Source organism: Thalassotalea euphylliae (assembly GCF_003390395.1).
Taxonomy (GTDB): Bacteria; Pseudomonadota; Gammaproteobacteria; order Enterobacterales; family Alteromonadaceae; genus Thalassotalea_F; species Thalassotalea_F euphylliae_C.
This window is the reverse complement of sequence record NZ_QUOV01000001.1, coordinates 3,899,413-3,920,361: the sequence shown is the minus strand read 5'-3', so window position 1 is coordinate 3,920,361 and position 20,949 is coordinate 3,899,413. Positions and strand designations below refer to the sequence as shown.

At 43.4% G+C, this 20,949-nt stretch carries 23 protein-coding genes; 11 read left to right on the top strand and 12 right to left on the bottom strand.

Going from position 1 to position 20,949, the window contains the following annotated elements:
* Positions 1-7: 7 nt before the first annotated feature.
* Positions 8-310, bottom strand: coding sequence for a hypothetical protein (locus DXX92_RS17175; RefSeq protein WP_116001868.1), 303 nt, complete (start codon positions 308-310; stop codon positions 8-10).
* A gap of 32 nt (positions 311-342) precedes the next feature.
* The gene (epmB, locus tag DXX92_RS17170; protein WP_181901779.1) at positions 343-1,359 is read right to left on the bottom strand and encodes an EF-P beta-lysylation protein EpmB; all 1,017 of its coding nucleotides are present in this window, start codon (positions 1,357-1,359) and stop codon (positions 343-345) included.
* A gap of 37 nt (positions 1,360-1,396) precedes the next feature.
* Here epmB and efp point away from each other — a divergent pair, with 37 nt between their 5' ends.
* The 5 genes from efp (at position 1,397) to panP (ending at position 6,607) form a co-directional block, all read left to right on the top strand.
* Positions 1,397-1,966, top strand: coding sequence for an elongation factor P (efp, locus tag DXX92_RS17165; RefSeq protein WP_116001866.1), 570 nt, complete (start codon positions 1,397-1,399; stop codon positions 1,964-1,966).
* Positions 1,967-2,151: 185 nt separating this feature from the next.
* On the top strand, positions 2,152-3,081 hold the full coding sequence (locus tag DXX92_RS17160) for an ABC transporter ATP-binding protein (protein WP_116001864.1): 930 nt from the start codon (positions 2,152-2,154) through the stop codon (positions 3,079-3,081).
* Positions 3,082-3,109: 28 nt separating this feature from the next.
* Positions 3,110-3,883, top strand: a complete 774-nt coding sequence (locus tag DXX92_RS17155) for an ABC transporter permease (RefSeq protein WP_116001863.1) — start codon at positions 3,110-3,112, stop codon at positions 3,881-3,883.
* Positions 3,883-4,605, top strand: coding sequence for a tRNA (guanine(46)-N(7))-methyltransferase TrmB (gene trmB, locus DXX92_RS17150; RefSeq protein WP_245961517.1), 723 nt, complete (start codon positions 3,883-3,885; stop codon positions 4,603-4,605). The genes DXX92_RS17155 and trmB overlap by 1 nt, the downstream gene beginning before the upstream one ends.
* A 361-nt stretch (positions 4,606-4,966) precedes the next feature.
* Positions 4,967-6,607, top strand: coding sequence for a pyridoxal-dependent aspartate 1-decarboxylase PanP (gene panP, locus DXX92_RS17145; protein WP_116001861.1), 1,641 nt, complete (start codon positions 4,967-4,969; stop codon positions 6,605-6,607).
* 82 nt (positions 6,608-6,689) lie between these two features.
* On the opposite strand, the gene DXX92_RS17140 is transcribed toward panP, so the two are convergent.
* Genes DXX92_RS17140 through DXX92_RS17130 form a run of 3 tightly spaced genes read right to left on the bottom strand, consistent with a single transcriptional unit; the run spans position 6,690 to position 7,992 of the window.
* Positions 6,690-7,253: a hypothetical protein gene (locus tag DXX92_RS17140; RefSeq protein ID WP_116001859.1), complete on the bottom strand. Its 564-nt coding sequence runs from the start codon at positions 7,251-7,253 to the stop codon at positions 6,690-6,692.
* On the bottom strand, positions 7,253-7,492 hold the full coding sequence (locus DXX92_RS17135; protein ID WP_116001857.1) for a helix-turn-helix domain-containing protein: 240 nt from the start codon (positions 7,490-7,492) through the stop codon (positions 7,253-7,255). Before DXX92_RS17135 ends, DXX92_RS17140 begins: the two co-directional genes overlap by 1 nt.
* A gap of 2 nt (positions 7,493-7,494) precedes the next feature.
* Positions 7,495-7,992, bottom strand: a complete 498-nt coding sequence (locus DXX92_RS17130) for a DUF2975 domain-containing protein (protein WP_116001855.1) — start codon at positions 7,990-7,992, stop codon at positions 7,495-7,497.
* Between the two features lie 186 nt (positions 7,993-8,178).
* Between DXX92_RS17130 and DXX92_RS17125 the strand changes: the two genes are divergently transcribed.
* The gene (locus tag DXX92_RS17125) at positions 8,179-8,985 is read left to right on the top strand and encodes a hypothetical protein (protein WP_147301984.1); all 807 of its coding nucleotides are present in this window, start codon (positions 8,179-8,181) and stop codon (positions 8,983-8,985) included.
* A 133-nt stretch (positions 8,986-9,118) separates the two neighbouring features.
* Here the strand turns inward: DXX92_RS17125 and panC are convergent, their stop codons facing one another.
* From panC to dksA, 6 genes are all read right to left on the bottom strand, one after another.
* Entirely contained in the window at positions 9,119-9,970 is an 852-nt protein-coding gene (panC, locus tag DXX92_RS17120; protein WP_116001851.1) for a pantoate--beta-alanine ligase, read from the bottom strand.
* A gap of 17 nt (positions 9,971-9,987) precedes the next feature.
* The gene (panB, locus tag DXX92_RS17115; RefSeq protein ID WP_116001849.1) at positions 9,988-10,782 is read right to left on the bottom strand and encodes a 3-methyl-2-oxobutanoate hydroxymethyltransferase; all 795 of its coding nucleotides are present in this window, start codon (positions 10,780-10,782) and stop codon (positions 9,988-9,990) included.
* 80 nt (positions 10,783-10,862) lie between these two features.
* Complete coding sequence (folK, locus tag DXX92_RS17110; RefSeq protein ID WP_116001847.1) at positions 10,863-11,360, bottom strand: 2-amino-4-hydroxy-6-hydroxymethyldihydropteridine diphosphokinase; 498 nt, start codon at positions 11,358-11,360, stop codon at positions 10,863-10,865.
* A gap of 2 nt (positions 11,361-11,362) precedes the next feature.
* Entirely contained in the window at positions 11,363-12,688 is a 1,326-nt protein-coding gene (gene pcnB, locus DXX92_RS17105) for a polynucleotide adenylyltransferase PcnB (protein WP_116002495.1), read from the bottom strand.
* 225 nt (positions 12,689-12,913) lie between these two features.
* On the bottom strand, positions 12,914-13,816 hold the full coding sequence (gene gluQRS, locus DXX92_RS17100) for a tRNA glutamyl-Q(34) synthetase GluQRS (protein ID WP_116001845.1): 903 nt from the start codon (positions 13,814-13,816) through the stop codon (positions 12,914-12,916).
* Positions 13,817-13,842: 26 nt separating this feature from the next.
* A complete protein-coding gene (gene dksA / locus DXX92_RS17095; protein ID WP_116001843.1) occupies positions 13,843-14,286 on the bottom strand; it encodes an RNA polymerase-binding protein DksA in 444 nt (147 codons plus the stop codon).
* A 684-nt stretch (positions 14,287-14,970) separates the two neighbouring features.
* Between dksA and DXX92_RS17085 the strand changes: the two genes are divergently transcribed.
* The gene (locus DXX92_RS17085; RefSeq protein WP_147301983.1) at positions 14,971-16,086 is read left to right on the top strand and encodes a hypothetical protein; all 1,116 of its coding nucleotides are present in this window, start codon (positions 14,971-14,973) and stop codon (positions 16,084-16,086) included.
* Positions 16,087-16,108: 22 nt separating this feature from the next.
* Here DXX92_RS17085 and sfsA read toward each other — a convergent pair whose 3' ends face one another.
* Complete coding sequence (gene sfsA / locus DXX92_RS17080) at positions 16,109-16,840, bottom strand: DNA/RNA nuclease SfsA (protein ID WP_116001837.1); 732 nt, start codon at positions 16,838-16,840, stop codon at positions 16,109-16,111.
* 235 nt (positions 16,841-17,075) lie between these two features.
* Here sfsA and DXX92_RS17075 point away from each other — a divergent pair, with 235 nt between their 5' ends.
* From DXX92_RS17075 to DXX92_RS17060, 4 genes are all read left to right on the top strand, one after another.
* Positions 17,076-18,314 carry an immunoglobulin-like domain-containing protein gene (locus DXX92_RS17075; protein ID WP_147301982.1) on the top strand — a complete coding sequence of 413 codons (1,239 nt, stop codon included), beginning with the start codon at positions 17,076-17,078 and terminating at the stop codon, positions 18,312-18,314.
* A gap of 97 nt (positions 18,315-18,411) precedes the next feature.
* Positions 18,412-19,362, top strand: coding sequence for a hypothetical protein (locus tag DXX92_RS17070; RefSeq protein WP_116001833.1), 951 nt, complete (start codon positions 18,412-18,414; stop codon positions 19,360-19,362).
* A gap of 3 nt (positions 19,363-19,365) precedes the next feature.
* On the top strand, positions 19,366-19,962 hold the full coding sequence (locus DXX92_RS17065) for a hypothetical protein (protein WP_116001831.1): 597 nt from the start codon (positions 19,366-19,368) through the stop codon (positions 19,960-19,962).
* Positions 19,963-20,157: 195 nt separating this feature from the next.
* Complete coding sequence (locus DXX92_RS17060; RefSeq protein ID WP_116001829.1) at positions 20,158-20,835, top strand: substrate-binding periplasmic protein; 678 nt, start codon at positions 20,158-20,160, stop codon at positions 20,833-20,835.
* Positions 20,836-20,949: the final 114 nt, after the last annotated feature.

Below are 20,949 nucleotides of genomic sequence, written 5' to 3'. Positions count from 1 at the left end.
AGAACGACTATGTGTAAGACTGTTCGAAGTTTGCTAGCACGGTAAAAAGTTGTTCAATTTTCTTTACCAGCGCGACCAGTAACTCTTTATTTTGTGATTGTTGCCATTGCAAAAGGTCGTCAGCGACTTCTTCGACATAAGGTTGGAAGGTATTTGCAGATGACTTAAAGCCTGCATCTGCTGTGAAAATTGCTGAAAAGCCAGCTTTTTTCTCTTCGCGCAGTTGCGCAAGGGTGGCGTCAGCAGCCAGAGATTTCTTTAAAATAATCGAAATATTATCAATCAGTTGTTGGTTTACAGCGTCAGACATAACAAATGAAGTAATGGGAGTAGTTGGCGTTATTATCGCAAATTAATCGGGGTTTTGTTAGGTTCGCCGGCAATTTCCCGTACCAGTTTGGGCATTAGGTAACCCGGCAGTATGGTCATTAATTCATTTACAATGCGAATAGCACGCGCTTCACTAATATCAAAATGCGTTGCACCTTTTACTTTATCTAACAAAAACAGGTAGTAAGGCTGGATACCAGAATCAAACAGGCGCTCACTTAACTCAGCCAGTGTTTGCACATCATCGTTTACTCCTTTGAGTAAAACGTTTTGATTAAACAAAGGAATGCGTTTAGCACGCAGTTTTTCAATGGCTTGTTCAACCCGTTGGTCGATTTCATTCGGGTGATTAATATGAAATACCATAGTGGCTTTTAGGCGCGTGTTAGCAAGCATGTTTACTAAGCTGTCAGTGATACGCGCTGGGATCACCACAGGTAAGCGAGTATGTATACGCAATCTGGTAACATGTGGAATTGCCGATATTTGTTCAATTAGCCATTGCAAATGTTGATCATTAGCCATTAGTGGATCACCACCGCTAAAAATCACTTCGTTTATTTCACTGCGCTCGGCAATATAGTCTAGGGCTTGTTGCCAGCGGGCTTTATTAGGGCTGTTATCTTGGTAAGGAAAATGGCGACGAAAGCAGTAACGACAATTCACGGCACAGCCACTTTTAACAATCATTAACACCCGATGTGTGTATTTATGCAATAACCCTTCAGCAGCCGTTTCGTGCTCGCCGAGCGGATCACTAACAAAGCCGTCAAGTTCAGTAAATTCATCACTCAGTGGCATGACCTGCCTTAGCAGTGGGTCATTAATATCACCTTTTTGCATTCGTGAGATAAACGGCCTTGGCACCCGCACAGGAAATAACTTACGGGCGTTAAAGTGTTCAAGATATTGCTCAGGGTCTATGGCTAACAACTCAAGTAGCTCACGGGGATCGGTTACGACATCAGCCAACTCTTTTTGCCAAGAAGTGTGCAATTCTGGTTGAATTTGAGTTATTATCTGCGGCATTTGTTAATCTAATCTCTCGAAAGTTAAGCGAGTATTTATGGCTTCTTTTAGTACAAACCAATTTAAAGCTGGTCTGAAATTAATGATCGACGGCGAGCCTTGTAACATTCTTGAAAACGAAATCGTTAAACCAGGTAAAGGCCAAGCATTCAACCGCGTTAAAATCCGTAAATTAATCTCTGGTAAAGTACTAGAGAAAACCTTCAAGTCAGGTGAATCTGTTGAAGGTGCTGATGTAATGGATTCAGATCTTGGTTATTTGTATGCCGACGGCGAATTCTGGCATTTTATGAATAACGAAACTTTTGAGCAAGTTGCTGCTGACGAAAAAGCGATTGGCGACAATGCGAAATGGTTAGTAGAAGGTGACATTTGTACGATCACTTTCTGGAATGGCAACCCTATTTCAGTTGCGCCGCCTAACTTCGTTGAGTTAGAAGTGACTGAAACGGACCCGGGCCTAAAAGGTGACACAGCCGGCACTGGCGGTAAGCCTGCCACACTAAGCACAGGCGCTGTTGTACGCGTACCTTTATTCGTACAAATTGGCGAAGTAGTTAAGTGTGATACCCGTAGCGGCGAATACGTCTCTCGCGCTGGTAAGTAATCTAAGTTTACCGCTGAACAAACGCAATAAAAGCTCGCTTCGGCGAGCTTTTTTTAGCGCCAATTTTTGCATCAGTCCGCGTATTAGTTTCGTAGTAATATTCACATTAATTTCGGCATTAGCTGAGTTGAAAAGCACAGCATTGACCTCATAATTACTAACTCCATAAAGTTAAGGTTGCGTTCATGACCCCCGCATTAGAAATCAAAGATTTACAAAAAATATATAAAGGCGACTTTCACGCCTTAAAAGGTATTAGCTTGTCGGTTGAACAGGGCGACTTTTTTGCCTTGCTTGGCCCTAATGGTGCGGGTAAATCGACATCCATTGGCGTGATCACGTCGTTAGTGAATAAAACCTCTGGCACCGTTAAAGTGTTTGGCCGCGATATTGATAAAGAGTTAGAAAAAGCGAAAAGCTTTATCGGTTTAGTCCCGCAGGAATTTAACTTTAATCAGTTTGAATCGTTAATGCGTATTCTGGTCAACCAAGCGGGTTACTATGGGGTTGAGCGCAGTGTGGCAGTTGAGCGTGCGGAAAAGTACCTAAAGCAATTGGATTTATGGGAAAAGCGCGATAACGCTGCCCGTATGCTCTCGGGTGGTATGAAGCGCCGTTTAATGATCGCCCGTGCCCTAATGCATGAGCCAAAAGTACTTATTCTGGACGAGCCTACAGCGGGTGTGGATATTGAGCTACGCCGTTCAATGTGGGAGTTTCTGCGTGAGCTGAACGCGCAAGGTATTACCATCATTCTAACCACTCACTACCTAGAAGAAGCTGAAATGCTGTGTCGTAATATCGCTATTATCGATAGTGGTCAGATTGTTGAAAACACTAGTATGAAGCAGCTACTAGCAACCTTAGATATTGAAACCTTTGTCTTAGATTTGCCTGCTAATAGCGTAACACCAAGCCTTGAAGATTTTACCTACCGTGTTATTGATGACCATACACTTGAAGTGGATGTTAAAAAAACACAAGGGCTAAACGGCGTATTTGCTCAGCTATCCGAGCAGGGCGTACAGGTATTAAGTATGCGTAATAAGTCAAACCGATTAGAAGAGCTTTTTGTGCGACTCGTTGCCACCAACGATTCACAAAGCGATGCATAGGCCGAGACAAAGGCATAAGGAGTAACAGATGAGCTCAAGTACAAACTTTATTGCATTAAAAAGTATTATGCACAAAGAAGTGCATCGCTTTATGCGAATTTGGGTACAAACTTTAGTACCACCTGCGATCACGATTAGCCTATATTTCGTCATTTTCGGCTCACTGATCGGCTCGCGTATTGGTGAAATGGGCGGCTTTGATTATATGTCGTTTATCGTGCCGGGTCTGATCATGATGAGTGTCATTACTAACTCCTACTCAAATGTGGCCTCGTCGTTTTTTAGTGCCAAGTGGCAGCGAAATGTCGAAGAAATGTTGGTGGCACCAGTGCCTAATTGGGTGATTGTTGCTGGCTATGTTGGCGGCGGTATGACGCGTGGTATTTTAGTGGGCGCTATTGTCACTTGTATTGCTATGTTTTTTACCAATATTCAAATTCATAACTTTGCCGTGATCATTATCACTGTAGCGTTAACTTCTGCGGTATTTGCCCTTGGTGGTTTGATCAATGCAGTATTTGCCGGCAGCTTTGATGATATTTCGATTATTCCGACCTTTGTGTTAACACCGTTAACCTACTTAGGTGGTGTATTTTACTCGATCAGCTTGTTGCCTGAATTCTGGCAAGGTGTTTCGCAACTCAATCCTATTGTTTATATGGTTAACGCGTTCCGCTATGGCTTTTTAGGCATTAGTGATATTGACCTAAGCGTTGCTTTTGCTGTGCTGGGTGTTTTCATCGTTGGTTTATGGTCAACGGCGATGTACTTGATTCGCAAAGGCATTGGCCTAAGAAGCTAATGTCTGAGCAAATTATGTCTGAGCAAGAAACACAAATTGACGCGCTTAGTGGTGACTCAAAAGCGATTGTTACTAATCAAGATGGCGTGCATGAAAAGCTAGAGCAGATAGTGCAAAAGCACTTATCACACAGTTTTGAGAAACCTTTCCAGCAGCACACGCTAACCGCTTTTGAAGCGCTTGATGCGAAAGTCAAAGCATGGGGTCGCGACGTTATTCTTGATGCCTGTTGCGGCGTTGGGCAAAGTACCCGTTTACTTGCCAAGCAAAATCCAAAGGCGCTAGTGATTGGCGTGGATAAGTCGGCACATCGCGTTAACCGCAATGTCGAAGAGCACTTTCCGGTAGATTTAGCAGGCGTGACAAACTTTGAGATTATTCGCGCCGACCTGAATGACTTTTACCGTTTAGTGGCAAAAGCAAACTGGCCGATCGCCAAGCATAATATTTTGTACCCAAACCCTTGGCCTAAAGCGAAACATATTCAGCGTCGCTGGCATGGTGCAGCAGTCTTCCCTAGCATTATTCAAATTGGCGAAACCATTGAGCTACGCAGTAACTGGCGCCTGTATTTGGAAGAGTTTCTAATCGCCGCTAAGCTGGCTGGCCGAGAAGGGCAGATCACCGAGATCAAATTAGCACAAGGTGATACGCCAATTACACCATTTGAAGCTAAGTTTATTAACAGTGGCCAGCAATGTTGGCAATTAACCATAAGCTAGTGATTTTCACTACTTTTATTTGTAAAAAATACTAACACTGTTTATTTGTATTTTAGCTTCTTTAACAAAAAACCAATATAACCATAGAGTTATAGAATTGGCGTAAATATTGATGTACTCCTTGTTCAATGCAAGGAGAACTCAATGTCTAACACCATCAAAAAAGATGTACTTACTAAAGCATTTGTTTTAATTAGCCTTTCTCAAGCCTGCCTGATCTATATCGGGTAGCACCTTCGTAACACCCCCGTAGCTCAGCGCTATGGTGGCAATAACACAAAGAAACGAGACATTTTCGACGATTTTGATTAAACTGCCGCATTCGTTTTGAACATAGAAAAGCTTTATTTAACGGTAATGTATGACGGCAGGTAAACGCGCGGCGGAAGTATCATTAGAGTCGATGCACCGTATCTTTACAATTCCTGAAGCCCCAGACTCGACTTTAGGTCGAATAGAGAAAGAGATCTCAGAAAATCTGGCGGGCTTTTTAGGTAATCATATCGTTGCTACGGAGCAAGCACTCACCGAGATTGAAAAGGACTTTGCTGGCGCGAGTATTCCAGAGCAGCCGGCCTTTGTATCTGATCACACCCATCACTTGCTTGATAAGCTAGTGTCGCGCTCGGTTCATACTTCAAGCCCAAGCTTTATTGGTCATATGACCTCAGCTTTACCGCATTTCTTGTTGCCATTATCAAAGCTGATGGTGGGCTTGAACCAAAACTTGGTAAAAATTGAAACCTCTAAGGCTTTCACGCCATTAGAGCGCCAAGTTTTAGGCATGATGCATCGCCTAGTGTATCGCGATTCTGATGACTTTTATCAGTCGTGGATGCACAGCGCCAATCACTCACTCGGCGCGTTTTGCTCTGGTGGTACAGTAGCAAACCTGACGGCCTTGTGGGTTGCCCGCAATAACATGCTAAAAGCTGACGGCGACTTTAAAGGCGTTGCCCGTGAAGGCTTATTTAATGCACTTAAGCACTATGGTTACGATGGTTTAGCAATCTTAGTATCTGATCGCGGTCACTACTCGTTGAAGAAGTCTGCAGATGTACTGGGCTTGGGCCAAGATAGCGTGATCGCTATTCCAACCGATGAATACAATCGCATTGACTGCCAGCAATTGGCGGCGAAATGTCAGGAGCTAACTGACAAAAATATTCGTGTGCTAAGCATTGTGGGTGTTGCGGGTACTACGGAAACCGGCAATATTGACCCACTCGCCGATATGGCCGCAATTGCGCAGCAATTTAAGTGTCACTTCCACGTCGACGCGGCTTGGGGCGGAGCAACTCTGCTGTCGAACAAATACCGTGATTTACTTGCGGGTATAGAGCAAGCGGATTCCGTGACAATTGATGCTCATAAGCAAATGTATGTGCCAATGGGCGCTGGCTTAGTGGTCTTTAAAAACCCATCATCGGTCGCGGCCATTGAACATCATGCTGAATATATTTTGCGTAAAGGCTCAAAAGACTTAGGTAGTCACACGCTAGAAGGTTCACGCCCGGGTATGGCAATGTTAGTTTATGCCAGCTTGCATATTATTAGCCGTCCAGGTTACGAGCTACTCATCAATCAAGCGATCGAAAAAGCGAAATACTTTGCCAAGATCATTCGTGAACACAGTGAATTTGAATTGGTGACAGAGCCTGAGCTGTGTTTGCTTACTTATCGTTATGTACCATCTCAAGTGCAAGCGTTTATGGCGGGCGCTGATGTTGAAACCAATCAAGCACTAAATAAAGTCATTGATAAACTCACCAAGCATATTCAAAAAACACAACGTGAAGCGGGTAAGTCGTTTGTTTCTCGTACGCGTATTGAAGTGCAAAAATACGGTGGTGAGAAAGTGCTAGTATTCCGTGTAGTACTGGCAAACCCGTTGACGACGGAAGAAATATTGCATGATGTGCTTACTGAGCAAGTAGAAGTTGCACAAAGTAGTATTAAATTTTTACCAGAACTATTGGCAAAAATTGGCAACTCGAATTAGATTAATTCAATTAGTGTAAATACCTCATTGATATCAAAAAGCCGCGTTTATACGCGGCTTTTTAGTAACATAAATACTTAGCTTAATTTTGCGCTTTGATAGCTTCTATATTTTCATGGCCTTTACCTGCTGAAAATAAAGCGCTGATCGCGCATCGGATAAAATCAAAGACTGAATAGCCAAGAATTATCCCTCCTGCAACTAATATGAGAGGTAAAGCCCAGTTCTGCTCAAAGAGCCCTTCGGTTAATGAGTACAATACACTGAGCATATAAAATAAGAACGCGAGTTTTAGCGTGCGCTGCGGTGGTTTAATTTCTTCTACCCATTGGCTTTCGTGACCTTTGAAAATAAGTTTTTCATCATGATCCCCCAATCGCTTATCGAAGAAAAATTGACTTTGTTTTTCGATAATTCGCTTAGTGTTGGTCAGCGTAATTTGATATTCACCACTGCTCCACGATGAAATAGTGCGATGCAATTTCAGCGTTTCGTTATTAATGTTAATGGTTACTGAGTTAACGGACTTAAACCACTGTGTTGGCTTTGCAATCAGTTCCTCGTTTAAATAAACTTTTTCACGGCCCATAAAATCAACGGTATAACGAATTTGGTGTTCTTGGTAGGTAAAATCAAAGCGTAACATTAGACTTCCTTTTCCACATGGTTGGGTGAGCTAGAGTCTTCTTCAAAAGCAAGAATATCGCCCGGTTGGCAGTTTAAGTGCTGACATATGGCTTCTAGCGTACTAAAACGGATTGCTTTGGCGCGCCCTGCTTTTAGCACGCTCAAATTTTGCGGGGTAATGCCAATCGCCGCCGCTAGGTCATTTAGCTTCATTTTCCGCTGCGCAAGCACTACGTCTAAATTGACAATAACAGGCATAATTAAATGGTTAACTCCTGCTCTTCTTCTAACTCTCGTGAAATTTTGGTTACGGCAGCGGCAAGGTGCAGGCAATAACCAATAACGGCGACCACAAATTCCGCAGAGCCAAGGTATAGCGTAGTAAAGCTAAAATCTTCACCTTGATTGGCGAGTGCTAAGTATTCTGTTGCGACCACAATGCCAGGCTTGATAATAAGCCCATATGAGATGGCTAGCTTAGCGATGGTTTTAAATACGTTAAGTACGTTGGCGGTAAAAAATTCTCCTTGAATGTATAAGTTGAAGATTTTGTGCACTAACAAGAGGAAAATAAAAGAAGTGGGAACGGTGATCATAAGATTAAAGAAAACAGGATCACTAGCAAACTCTGCGACTCCTTTTTTACTGATAATGGCAATGCCGCCAACCAAGCTCATTAGGGTCATAATGCCCATAAAAATAGTAAAGCCCATTATCTTGCCTTGATTTAGCTGGCAAAGTTTTTGAAATGCAATCATAGAAACCTCCTTTTGGTGATAATGTAGACATTAAAAATTTATTTTTCAATAATAAGTTATCGAAAAACGATAACTTATTGTCGTTAATTACATGATTAGAGAAATGCGAATGTTTATTTTTCATTGTGAATTAGTTAGCGTAAGGTGTTTGAACTTAGGTTGCTCAATTCATTAAAGGAGTTTTCATTGAGAAAAATAGCAATTTTGTTATCACTTTTACTTCAGGCCGTATCGATAGGTTATGTGATGGCAAAAGAAGTGTCGCTAAAGCCTGGGTTATATGAAGGCATTAGCGAGCATGAATTTGTCTTGCTGCAGTTAAACGAGAACGGCAATCACAAGATCTTCAAAATGAACATTCCAAGTGCTTTTCAGCATGGAAAACAACGGGATTTTAGTGAGCAAAATATACACTGCGATCAACTGCGATGCCTTATCACGTTTGATACTGAAGGTACGGACTATATTGATTACCTCAGCTTGGCGCCAGAATACGAGGATTCGTCGAACGTTATGGTGTTCGAACAAACTAAGAGCCGAGCGGGAGAGCCTATGGTTTCCCAAGCATATCAACTAAGTTATCAGAAAAATCGCTCAACTATTCGTGAATATTGGAGTAAATATCGAGAAACCATCGACAAACTGTTAGCGCTACCTGAGCAGGGCATCTATGGGTTATGGGTCGGCACTATTAGGAAAGACGATAAAGTTGAATTGCTGAGCTTAGCTGTTTATCCGGATCAGCCAAGCACGCTTACCAAATTCTTTTTGGGCATGGGTATCACCAATGAAACCAGCTTTGAACCACAGCAGTTGGTGAAAGAAAATGGCGCCTATCGTATCCAAACATCGCACCCTAGCTTTGCCAATCATTTATTGCTGGTGCCAATGTATGAAAATGCATTAAATGGATATGCCTTTCACACTGCCAAAACCCATTCGTGGATCGATGGGAGCTTTCAACTTTACCGAGTGAAAGAAGAAAAGCGTTAGTTTCGTTTATACGAACACTAACGCTTTGGTGATAATTTAATAATTTGTGGTTATCAGGCAACAAGTCGGCATCAAAACAACAAGGTTTGATGATTCATTACTTGCTATATGATTTGTTATATTACTTGCTACATCACTTGCTAATGGTGACCTGCAAATTATCAATCAATCTGGCTTTACCGCAGTAGGCGGCGGCTAAAATAACCAGCTCGTTATCGTCTTCGCTGGCAGGTTGCAGCGTGCGGGCGTGAACAATATTGAGGTAGTCAACCTGCATGCCAGCGGCATTGATTTTCGCTTCGGCTTGTTTGGCTAGGCCAATAAAGTCGTCGTTATTTTGAATTTGCTCGGCAAGCCACTGCATGTTTTGGTAAAGCGCAGGCGCATTAGCTTTTTCTTCTGCCGTTAGATAGCCGTTGCGTGAGCTCATGGCGAGCCCACTGTCTTCGCGTTTGGTTGCAACAGGCACTATGTCAATCGGCATGTTCAAGTCTTCAACCATGGTCTGAATCACTTGTACTTGCTGGTAGTCTTTTAAGCCAAAGCATGCAATGTCAGGTTGTACTAAGTTAAAGAGTTTACAAACAACCGTTGCTACGCCGCGAAAATGGCCAGGGCGACTTTCGCCGCAGTAACCGTCAGACACTTGTAATACTTCAACATAGCTTTGTTTGTCTAATCCTTTCGGATAGACAATATCAGGTGTTGGTGTAAAGAGCAGATCTGTGCCTTCTGCCGTTAGTTTTTCTTGATCGGCTTTCATTGTACGCGGGTAATTATCGATATCTTCCCCCGCACCAAATTGCATTGGGTTGACAAAAATACTCGCCACTACTTTGTCGGCGCGTTGCTTGGCTGCTTTGACTAAGGCTAAGTGGCCTTGGTGTAAATTACCCATGGTCGGCACAAAACCAATGGTTAAACCTTGTTGTTGCCACGCTTTTATTTGCGTTCGTAACGACTGAATATCACTAACAACTTGCATCGAAATTCTGTCCTTACCTAGCTAAAAATGTGGTCTTCGCCAGGGAAGTTACCATTTGCCACTTCATCGATATAAAGTTCGATAGCTTGCTTAATATCGCCAGTATCTTTGAGGAAGTTGCGCGAGAATTTTGGCATGTAGCTGCACGAAATACCTAATGCGTCGTGCATTACTAAGATTTGGCCATCAGTATGGCGACCTGCGCCAATGCCTATGGTTGGAACACTAACCGCTTCACTAATCGCCTTGCCGAGGCTTTCTGGAATGCACTCTAGTACCAGTACTTGAATGCCTGCGGCTTCCAATGCTTTAGCTTCTTCAATCATAGCTTGTGCTTGCGCTTGTTCGCGCCCTTGTACTTTGAAGCCACCAAATACATTCACTGACTGGGGTGTAAGGCCTAAGTGACCACATACTGGAATACCGCGCTCTACTAAACCCTTAATGGTGTCAACCAACCAGCTACCGCCTTCCATTTTGACAATTGAAGCGCCCGCTTGCATTAACTTAGTAGCGTTTTCAAAAGCTTGTTCTTTGGTGGCATAGCTCATAAATGACAAGTCACTAATAATCAGCGTGTTTTCAACGCCAGCTTTAACACAGCGTGTGTGGTAAGCCATATCTTCAACGGTTACGGGCAAGGTATCGTCGTTACCTTGTAATACCATACCGAGTGAATCACCAATAAGAATAGCGTGGATACCCGCTTGATCGAAAAGCTTAGCAAAGCTGGCATCGTAGGCGGTAATGGTGGAAATCTTCTCACCATTTTGTTTCATTTTTAATAGCTTAGATGTTGTAATTTTAGCCATAATTTTTTCCGAGTAAGTGACGTTACACCTTAGTCAATCAAACCACTAGCTTAGCTAACGGTTAACACTAGCTTGCTCAGCTAGTTAAGTTGCAACTTACCATAAATTTTTAACCCGTTAGTTGCAATCGCTTTACTTAATTCACTAACGAGATCACCATCAGGTAACACAAGTTGAGGGGCAATTTCTGCCAAAGGGTATAGTACAAATTCGCGCTCTTTCATACCGTAATGTGGAATGGTTAAGCGCTCATTATCAATAATTTGTTGGTCGAATAAGATGATATCCAAGTCGAGAATACGCGGACCCCAGCGATCGTCTTTACGCACACGACCGGCTTGCTTTTCTATCGCCTGCAGCGCATCTAATAATTCAATTGGCGTCAGCTCTGTATCAAGTGCCAGCACTGCGTTCATATAATCTGGCTGGTCTTGAGGTCCCATAGGGCGACTAAAGAATAGGCTTGAAAGTGCAGCAATACGCGAGCGCTCTATTGTGCTTATCGCATCAACCGCTTGTTGAATTTGCTTTGCGGGCTCTGCAAGGTTACTACCTAAACCAATATACGCGATTGCCATGCCTATTCAGCCTTGCCAGTACTTGCTTTACGCGGCTTACGGCGTTTTCGCACGGAACGGCGTGCCGGGCGGCTGCCAGCAACCGACTTAATCATCATTTGCTGTGATTCTGGTGACGCTTCTTGGAAATCGGTCCACCATTTGGCGAGCTGGGCTGTTTCACCGCCTTCAATTTCACCACGCAATAGCAAGAAGTCATAACCGGCTCTAAATTTAGGGTGCTCAAACGCTTTGTAAGCGCGCTTGCCTTCGCGACGAGCAAGCTTGTCTTGCAGTATCCAAATGTCTTTCATTGGTGCTTGGAAGCGTTTCGGCACGGCAATACTGCGTTGCTGCTCTGACATCACTTCATGTAGCGCGGCGAAAAATGCGTCTTGCGGCGTTAATTGCGTTGTTTGCCTCAATTGTGTGACTTGACGAGACAATGGGTACCATAAGAAGGCAGCGAGTAAAAATGCTGGCGTTACTCTTTGGTTGGTATTAATGCGCTGATCTGTGTTGCTCATCGCTAGTTGAATAAAGCGCGACATATGATCTTCAGCTTGCGCTTGTTCAGCTATTAAGTTTTGTTCAACAATTGGGAATAGGTATTCAAATAGCCCGTAGTCTCTGAGCATGTGAAAATTTGCTAATGCTTTGCCTGAAACAAATAGCTTTAGGAACTCTTCAAACATACGTGCTGGCGGGATGTTAAGCAGTAAATTAGCCAGAGGCTTAATGGGCTGAGCCGTTTCTTCGCCAATTTCCATATCTAATTTAGTGGCAAAACGCACTGCGCGCAGCATTCGCACAGGGTCTTCGCGGTAGCGTGTTTCAGGGTCGCCAATTAAACGAATTAAACGTTGTTCAATATCGGCAACACCACCGGCAAAATCGTAAATGTTGAAGTTTTCTACGCTGTAGTACAGGGCATTGATGGTAAAGTCGCGACGCTCGGCATCTTCATCAATCGAGCCGTAAATATTGTCGCGAAGAAGCATACCATCAGCACTTTGCTTGGAGGTTTTCTTACACTCTTTTTGCTTGTCACTCGCGCTGTCGTGGTGACCACGGAAAGTGGCAACTTCGATAATATCGCGGCCAAAAACAATATGAGCTAAGCGAAAGCGTCTACCAATTAAGCGACAATTGCGAAATAACGCCTTAATTTGTTCTGGCGTTGCGTTCGTAGCGATATCAAAATCTTTGGGCTCGATGCCGAGCAACATGTCACGCACACCACCGCCGACAAGGTAGGCGTCATAGCCACCCTTTTTCAGGCGATAAAGTACCTTTAGCGCATTATCGCTAATAAATTTACGTGACACAGTGTGCTGGTCACGAGCAATGACAATAGGAAATGACTGATCAGCCGTGCTAGCACTTTCTTGCTTAGCTTTGTCTCGACTCAGTACTTTTTTACACAAATTGATAACGCGTTTAATAATAACAACCTCGGAATACAAAGAACGTCTAAGACGCAAGTCTCAAAACGGCGCAATTTTAACCTAGCCACCAACAAAAGAGAATGAAAACTATCGGCAATTAGAATAAAAGTTCTAATACAATGAATGCTATGCAGGCAATGCGATGCTCGCTTGTTTAGGCACATTCGTTAATTGCCAGTGTTCGACTGCCCACGCGAGTATTTCTTCAGGTGTACCATCGTTTAGCTGCGCTGGGGGCTGCTGGCCTAAATAGTCTAACGCACTGATGATACTGGCTTGTGGCGCTTTGCGATCAATTGCTGGCGCCTTATTTTGCTTACTTAGCTTATAGCCATCATGTGTAGTTATCAGCGGCACATGCGCATATTGCGGTGCAGCAACACCAAAGGTTTGATAAAGCGTAAGCTGTCGTGCGGTTGGCTCAAGCAAGTCACAGCCGCGCACAATATGGGTGACGCCCTGATCTATATCGTCACTGACCACTGCCAATTGGTAGGCGTACAGGCCGTCTTTGCGCTTGATAATAAAGTCTTCTCCAGCAAGTGCAGGGTCACATTGCACCTTACCTTGAATTAAATCTTGGTAGTTGTCTGCTTTAATTTGATTGCGAATGCGAACGGCGTGTGCAGGATAAGGCAAGTCTAAGTGTTGGCAGTGACCGCTATAAATACCACCGCTAGCCTTTATCTGTGCACGAGTACAGGCACAGGCATAGGTTAGGTTATGCGCTGCAAGTTCACTTAATACTTGTTCATAAAGGGCGGATTGCTGGCTTTGGTAACGTACTTGTTCATCCCAATGCAGGCCATAGTCTTCAAGGGTACGCAGTATTTCGTCGGCAGCGCCTGCTTGTTCACGTGGTGGATCAATATCTTCAATGCGTAATAGCCACAGGCCGTCATTGGCTTTAGCGTCTAAATAGCTAGCCAGTGCCGTTAATAAAGAACCAAAATGAAGTAAACCAGAGGGAGAGGGAGCAAAGCGGCCGCGATATTGGGTACTCGGCCGCTGTATTAGCGAAAACGCCATCGATTTTTGGTAGGTTGCTTAGCGCGTTAGCCCGCCATTTGGCGTTCTTTGATTTCTGCTAGCGTTTTACATTCAATGCATAAATCGGCAGTAGGGCGCGCTTCTAAGCGGCGAATACCAATTTCAATGCCACATGAATTACAGAAACCAAAATCGTCTTCTTCGATTAGCTGTAGAGTTTTCTCAATTTTCTTGATCAGTTTACGCTCGCGGTCACGGGTACGTAATTCTAAGCTGAACTCTTCTTCTTGCGCTGCACGGTCAACTGGATCAGGGAAGTTCGCTGCTTCGTCTTGCATGTGAGTTACTGTGCGATCAACTTCTTCACGCAATTGGTTACGCCAAGCTTCTAAAATCTTTTTAAAATGCTCTAGCTGGTCAGCGTTCATGTACTCTTCACCAGCTTTTTCCTGGTATGGCGCTACGCCAGCTAACGCGAGAATGCCTAATGCTTTTTGTTTGTCTGGCATGCTGAATCTCCTAATGCTACTAGTCCAGTATGGGGAGTAATGTTACTCACTTGCTAAGCCATCTGACTTCAATTGCCAAAATCAGGTCTTACGACCTAGTCACCATTTTACTATCAAGGCTATATTGTGCTTCGAGCTATGGTTTTCAAGAGAAAGTTACGAATAAATAAGGTAAAGCAATAAATTCAATAAGTTAATCCATTAAGTTACACTTAGTTGCTGTCCATTTCTCAACAAGCAAGCTCTTTTAGCAATATTTACTAGGTTTAGTCAATCTTTTTGTGTACTTGGTTCCCATAGGATGGGATCTGGATCAAGGGGCTGTAAGACATATTCCCAAAGGGCATAGCTCGCAGATGTTGATGGCAGCAGTTAACTTTCTATACGCCATTAATGCGAAAGGGCGAAGAGAAAAACAAGTGAATACAAAAGGTAATGAACATCACAGAACAAATGTTGCTGTTTATTAAAGAATGTAAGCGTTTGTTTATAAATAGATAATTGACACAGTCATTTACATCTTGTCATTATTTTTACATATCACATCTTCTTTAATAGCTGAGGTTTAATTAATCAGCATTATGGAAAATGACAATAATAAATAGTGATAGTTCAAATATCGATTTCTCAGGTAATGATACGTCAAGCAACACTTGCTCAAGCAATCGAGTTTCAAAGAAGGCTGTGCAGCCTAGTAGTTCTGCTCAATCCGCAACTCAAGTTCAGCGAGACAACCTCACTCAACCAATATTGGTCGACGAAGATAGGCCTTTAAATCAGGCTAATTATTTACTGCATCGCTTTGAGCCAGCCACAGCTTTGTTTACCTATATTAAAACCTCACAACCGAAGTTAAATGCGGCATCCTTTATAGACGGGAGAGAGGACTTCTCTGTTGATAAGACTTGTTATCAAGTTCCTGCGGCGCAAATCGTGTCATCATTCACTGCTAACGAAACACCTTTCGCCAGATTTATTTTTCATATTGGTTTTTGTGGCTCAACACTAATGGCGAAAACTTTGGCATATCATCAGGCGAAAGTGCTGTGTTATAAAGAGCCGCAAGTACTTATCGATTTAGCTGAGCTTAAAGCGACTAACCATCTACTTTATCGACAAACTGCAAGTTGGCAGCGTTATATCACCTTTACCTTGCAGCAATTAGCCAAGCGCTTTACAGCAGAACAGCAGGTAGTCATCAAACCATCAAATTGGGCAAATTCTTTGCTGCCTGACCTAGCGGCACTGATACCTGGCAGTCGGGCTGTATTTATGTCTATGCCCAAGCAAGCATACTTAGTGGCGATTTTTCGCGGTGGCAAAGAGAGAATCGCTTTTATTTACCGTTTACGTGCTCATTTGTTAAGGGTATTGCCGGAATATCAATCACTGGCCGTTAAGATCGACAATAGTGGCCAAGATATATTATGGCAAGTGGCAAAATCTTGTTTACTGGTATATCGCTTGCAACATTTACTGTTTTCTCGAGCGCAACAGTTATTACCAAGTAAACAGTGGCAAACACTGGATTATCAGGAGTTTGTGAATACGCCACACGAAACCTTGTTGCAAGTTAATAACACACTGCAATTAGGATTAACGAGCAATGAGCTAGAGTTAGCACAAGCTGCAAGTTTTCAACGTCATGCGAAAGCACCATCAGAAAGCTATCAAAGTAGTGAAAAAACGACTATTGATGAGCAAGTTTATGCGTATTATCAGGACGCGATAGAGGTGAGTTTAACTTGGGATGCTAATTTAAATCATGAGTTGACCGATGCTCGCCAGCAAATTGCTTGATTGCGCAAATTTATAGTTTGTATTAGCTAGTGCGTAACGTCAGCGCTTGATTTAATACCATACCCTCAGGTGACATTTCGGCTTTATAGACTAGAACTTCAACCCCAGCAGCGATGGCTTCATTGAGTAGTTGAGCATACGTTGGGTCAATATGGGCAGCGGCCGCGAAACTGGTGATACCGGAATGTAATACCGCAAAAAGTAGTACAGCGCGTTGTCCTTGTGCGGCAATATGCATCAGCTCGCGTAAATGCTTTTGCCCACGTGTTGTTACCGCATCTGGGAAATAGCCATGTCCTTGCTTTTCTGAATGTGTATAAGCTTGGGCATCTAATAGGGTGACACTTTTCACTTCAACGTAGGCATCAGCTTGTTGCCCTTGTGACAGCAGAATATCAATTTTGCTGTTTTCTTCACCGTATTTTACTTCTCTTTGGAGCGTTTGATAGCCCGCAAGCTCTGGAATTAACCCAGCGTTAATGGCTTGCTCTGCCAATTGATTGGCGCGGGCGGTATTAACACAAATAAAGTCGCCAGCGTGCTGAGTTTCGGTTAGCTCCCAACTCAAGGGATATTTGCGTTTTGGGTTGTCAGAGGTACTGTACCAAACACTGTCACCTGGCTCTGCACAGCCTGTCATGGCTCCTGTGTTGGCAACGTGAAGCGTGGTTTCGCTGCCATCAGCCAAGGTTACATCGGCAAGAAAGCGCTTGTAGCGTTTGATAAGGGTGGCTTTTTTTAATGACAACAGCATGATACGGCTCAGTTTTTATTCGGCTGGTTTAATTCTGATGTGATTGCAGCCTTGATTGTATGTTGTTTGTTGTTCAATAGAAAGATTCCAACAACCGCTTTAGAGTGGTGAGTTGGCATACAACGACACTGCCGTTAATCACTATAAACAAGCCGCTAGTCAACCTATCCTGTCGCTAAATCAGCGCGACTGCTATTTTTTACTAGCCTCAAACAAAAATAACAAGGTTGTAAAAATGATGGTATTAACCAAAACAAGTTTGCCAGAGCAAGCTTCATTAAAAAGGTTATTAGGCGCAATAACTGTGCTGATAGTAACCTTGCTGTTGAGCAGCTGCGGCGGCTCGCAAGTGCGCCCCTGTGAGCGCAATATTGATGATTGCCTAGTCGAGATACCACCACCTGTCGAGGTGTGGTGGGATGCCCCCCTTCCTGATTTTAGCGACAACCCCGATCGCCCTGTTATTTCATTACTTGGTGAACGCACTCAAGTTTTTTCAGTGGGCGAATTTTATCTTGAAGAAGGTGCACTGGCAGCAGATGAGCAAGATGGTGACATTTCTGAGCAAATCATCATTACCGGTGATGTTGATACCAGTCGTGTTGGTGATTATCTAGTGCGTTATGCTGTCACTGACAGTGATGGACAAGCGGCTATTGAGCAGGCACGCGTTATTCGCGTAATTGACAACAACGCTCAGCACTTAACACGCAGACCACTTGGCACAACGGCTGCAAATTTCGGTTATTTTGAACATTTACCGACAAACTATGGTGAACAAGTTCAGCAAAAGCCGCCGCTATTAATTTATCTACATGGCAGTGGTGGCAATTTGGAATTTACGACAGATACAGATCCGGTTACGTCACTTGATGCTGTTTTGGAAAACTATGGTGTGCCTCGACTTATTGATGATCGAGAGTGGAACAATGACTTACCATTCGTTGTTGTGGCACCGCATTTGGGCACTATTCCAGGCGTAGGCTTTAAAGACCGCCTTGATGCTTTTGTCGATTATGCGATCCACACCTACGATATTGACGTTAATCGCGTGTATTTAACGGGTTGGAGTAGCGGTGGTTATTTAAGTTCGGCTTACGCGGTCGATTTTCCTGAAAAAATTGCCGCTATTGCGCCTATTGCATCTGGCTTAGCCACCGAGATTGAAGACTTACCTGATGACTTCTGTAATATTGAACAGGTTCCTGTGTGGCTGTTCCACGGCACGGGTGATCAAATCACGCCGTTTGTTCGCTCTATTCGCGCTTACAATGCGATTGTCGATTTATGTCAGCCTAGGGTTATTCCCAAGCTATCGCTAATTCTTCAGGCGAGACACCATATTCACCATGCCGTTTACGATTTGTCAGCGCTTGTCGGGGGGAGCCAAGAAGCGACTTATGATCCGCGCTATGAACCGTATGACGAAGACATTTTCCAGTGGCTACTCAGTCATAGCTTGCTTGATAGGTAGTGTTTAGCCAATGGTTGAACGCCCTTGTGTTTTTTTCACCCCATGGCGATAGAAAATAAGATATAATCTTGGCTAAAATTATTGGTCAGGAAAGTTGATGTTACAGCATTTTTATAGTGAAGAAGCCGTCAGATATAACAGCATGGAAATTGCTGTTATTCTGCAAAAATTTCGAGAGCTTCTACATTATAATCAAACGCTTAATCAGCACCTGATCAACAATACTTATTGGCTAAAAATTACCGAGCAAGGGTTAGTCGATTTATTTCCCTTCATTGAAAAAGGCAAATTACTTCGTACTCTGTACCGGATGAAAGAGCTTGGCATAATTCTGCAAAAGCAAGATCAAAGTAATACCTATTGGTTTACGGTAAACGACATTCCCGTTGAAACGCCAGCGCCAGCCAATCACTCGGTGAGCCCGCAAGCACAGGCGTTTGTCAATGGTCAGCAAGTAGAGCCTGCGAGCAAACGATTATGGTCAGATGTGAACCAAGAATTTATTGCCGAGTCAGTTGCTAAGTTAGTGGCCAAGCACGGATACGATCAAAACCACTTCTTTGAGATATGGCATACGTTTGCCTCATCAATGGATGCCAACGGTGAACAGCCTCCGGCACGCATGGATCTGATCCAAAAACGTTTTATTGCGTACGCTAACAAAGTACAAATGAACCTAGCACATGGTAATAGGCGTTATCAGCAAACTTATAATCAAACAGCCGAGAAGCGCGAGCAAGCAGTGGAAGCATGGCTTGGGTACATTGACAAGATGCCACCGGAATTTGTTTACAAGGTTGACTCTAATGGCCTGCAAGCTTCCTTAGACTTTGTTTGGAATTGCTTTATTCGCAAGTCTTATGAAAAGCAAATTCCACTTAAAAACAGCTATCAGTTAGAAAATGGTTTTTCAGTGTTTGTAAATACATGGCGCCAAAACGAAGTCAAAGATCAGCAAAAACAAAACTACAAACCTCGCAGTGGTTATCAGAAAGTTGATCATAACGATACTTCTTGGGCCGACGATATTGATTTGGAAGGGTTATAGTCAATGAATAAGCGCACTATACAAAACAAACAAAATACGCAACAAACGTTAAGACCAAACTACCCTTCGCAAGGCAGTTCGCTACAAAACTATTCGCTACAGACTAAGTCGCCGCAAAATATGTCTTCGGCGATGTCTGATTTTAGGCAGCAATACCAACAGCAAGGCAATGCTAATCATAACTTAGCTCAGCGTGGTAGTGCCGATGTACCTACCGATTTACAGATCAAAATCAACAAGGTGGTTGAAGCAATTGACGGTATGTACCAGTTTTCTGGCTTGAGAGATACCGAGAAAACTAATCGCTACAAAGCTGAGCTTACCAAAGGTTTGTACAGTATTCGTGATCGTATTGATGAGTCGAATTTAAGAAATGCACTTAACTTTTTCCGCACGCAAGGGGGGAAGTTTCCACCAAGTGTACCTGAGTTTATTCAAGCAGTGCTTGGTCAGCACGAAGAACAAACTAAGCCCCCTGAGTTAGTTTGGTTTGATGCGTCAAAAGCCTTACCCAAACACAGCGCTGAACAAATGGCGGAATTTGCGAAACAAGGTATTGCCAGTGCTCGTGCAGCATTAAAAAAACAACCTAAGCGTTAGTGTCTATTTATCAAAGTCTTTACGGATAAGGCAGTAAATAAAAAGCTCATACAACAAAATAGCTAATCAGCAAGCGGACAAAATGGGAGGTATAGAGTGATAACGAACATCATTGGTACTTTATTTTATCCCCTCTGCTTTTCCATAGTTTTACTGCTTTTAACTACGTTACCCAGCCATGCGCAACCAACAAGTATGCGTGTCTGTATTGACGATCAACTTTATATCCCCTATTTCGATAAAGACAATAGCATGCGATCCGATGGCAAAGTGATTGAGCTTGTTCGCAGGAGTGCCGCGAACAATAGTTTAGTGATTGAAATCCAACGTAAAAGCTGGGCGCGTTGTTTAGCTAAGCTTATCGATAATCGCGTAGATGCCGCTATGGCCGTTATTTACAACGCTGAGCGCGCTGACTTGATGGTGTTTCCCAAAGGAGCAGAGCAAGATAAACCAGCCTTGTATTTGATGCGCCTTCGTTACCCATTTTTTGTCAAAAAAGATCAACCTTTTCGTCTAAGTGAATATCAACGGCAAGCAGGGCATGGCATTAGTGCGCCTCGGGAGTATGTTGCCTATCAGATGTTGGCCGACATGAAGCTGCTATCGGCTTATGATTACAGCTTGGACAATGGCTTAAAAATGGTTGCGGCAGGGCGGCTTGATGCCTATGTGGTGGAACAGGCGTCAGGGCAGCATGCACTTGCTAGGCTTAGCTTAGAGCAGCAGGTGGAAGCGGCTGGCGAAGCCTTAATTGATAAATATGTACATATCCCTGTTAGTAAACAGTTTTATCAAGCGCATCAAATACAAGTTGATGGCTTTTGGCGCGACTTGGCTGCAGCTAGAGCTGCTGTGCTAGCTGAACACTAGTTTTTGTTTTAGGTTGGCTTTTTAAGCCATTAGATACCTCAGTTAGCATTGAGGAAGTGTTTTTATCTCTTAACACTAAGTTATCGTGTGCTAATCAATAATTAACGCCCAATT

Coding starts and splice junctions, on each gene's coding strand:
- DXX92_RS17160 (WP_116001864.1), top strand. CDS start 2,152: ATGACCCCCGCATTAGAAATCAAAGATTTACAAAAAATATATAAAGGC.
- DXX92_RS17065 (WP_116001831.1), top strand. CDS start 19,366: ATGAATAAGCGCACTATACAAAACAAACAAAATACGCAACAAACGTTA.
- DXX92_RS17075 (WP_147301982.1), top strand. CDS start 17,076: ATGATGGTATTAACCAAAACAAGTTTGCCAGAGCAAGCTTCATTAAAA.
- panP (WP_116001861.1), top strand. CDS start 4,967: ATGACGGCAGGTAAACGCGCGGCGGAAGTATCATTAGAGTCGATGCAC.
- panB (WP_116001849.1), bottom strand. CDS start 10,782: ATGGCTAAAATTACAACATCTAAGCTATTAAAAATGAAACAAAATGGT.
- DXX92_RS17135 (WP_116001857.1), bottom strand. CDS start 7,492: ATGCCTGTTATTGTCAATTTAGACGTAGTGCTTGCGCAGCGGAAAATG.
- dksA (WP_116001843.1), bottom strand. CDS start 14,286: ATGCCAGACAAACAAAAAGCATTAGGCATTCTCGCGTTAGCTGGCGTA.
- panC (WP_116001851.1), bottom strand. CDS start 9,970: ATGCAAGTTGTTAGTGATATTCAGTCGTTACGAACGCAAATAAAAGCG.
- DXX92_RS17175 (WP_116001868.1), bottom strand. CDS start 310: ATGTCTGACGCTGTAAACCAACAACTGATTGATAATATTTCGATTATT.
- DXX92_RS17070 (WP_116001833.1), top strand. CDS start 18,412: ATGTTACAGCATTTTTATAGTGAAGAAGCCGTCAGATATAACAGCATG.
- efp (WP_116001866.1), top strand. CDS start 1,397: ATGGCTTCTTTTAGTACAAACCAATTTAAAGCTGGTCTGAAATTAATG.
- folK (WP_116001847.1), bottom strand. CDS start 11,360: ATGGCAATCGCGTATATTGGTTTAGGTAGTAACCTTGCAGAGCCCGCA.
- sfsA (WP_116001837.1), bottom strand. CDS start 16,840: ATGCTGTTGTCATTAAAAAAAGCCACCCTTATCAAACGCTACAAGCGC.
- DXX92_RS17155 (WP_116001863.1), top strand. CDS start 3,110: ATGAGCTCAAGTACAAACTTTATTGCATTAAAAAGTATTATGCACAAA.
- DXX92_RS17140 (WP_116001859.1), bottom strand. CDS start 7,253: ATGTTACGCTTTGATTTTACCTACCAAGAACACCAAATTCGTTATACC.
- DXX92_RS17130 (WP_116001855.1), bottom strand. CDS start 7,992: ATGATTGCATTTCAAAAACTTTGCCAGCTAAATCAAGGCAAGATAATG.
- trmB (WP_245961517.1), top strand. CDS start 3,883: ATGTCTGAGCAAATTATGTCTGAGCAAGAAACACAAATTGACGCGCTT.
- gluQRS (WP_116001845.1), bottom strand. CDS start 13,816: ATGGCGTTTTCGCTAATACAGCGGCCGAGTACCCAATATCGCGGCCGC.
- DXX92_RS17060 (WP_116001829.1), top strand. CDS start 20,158: ATGCGTGTCTGTATTGACGATCAACTTTATATCCCCTATTTCGATAAA.
- epmB (WP_181901779.1), bottom strand. CDS start 1,359: ATGCCGCAGATAATAACTCAAATTCAACCAGAATTGCACACTTCTTGG.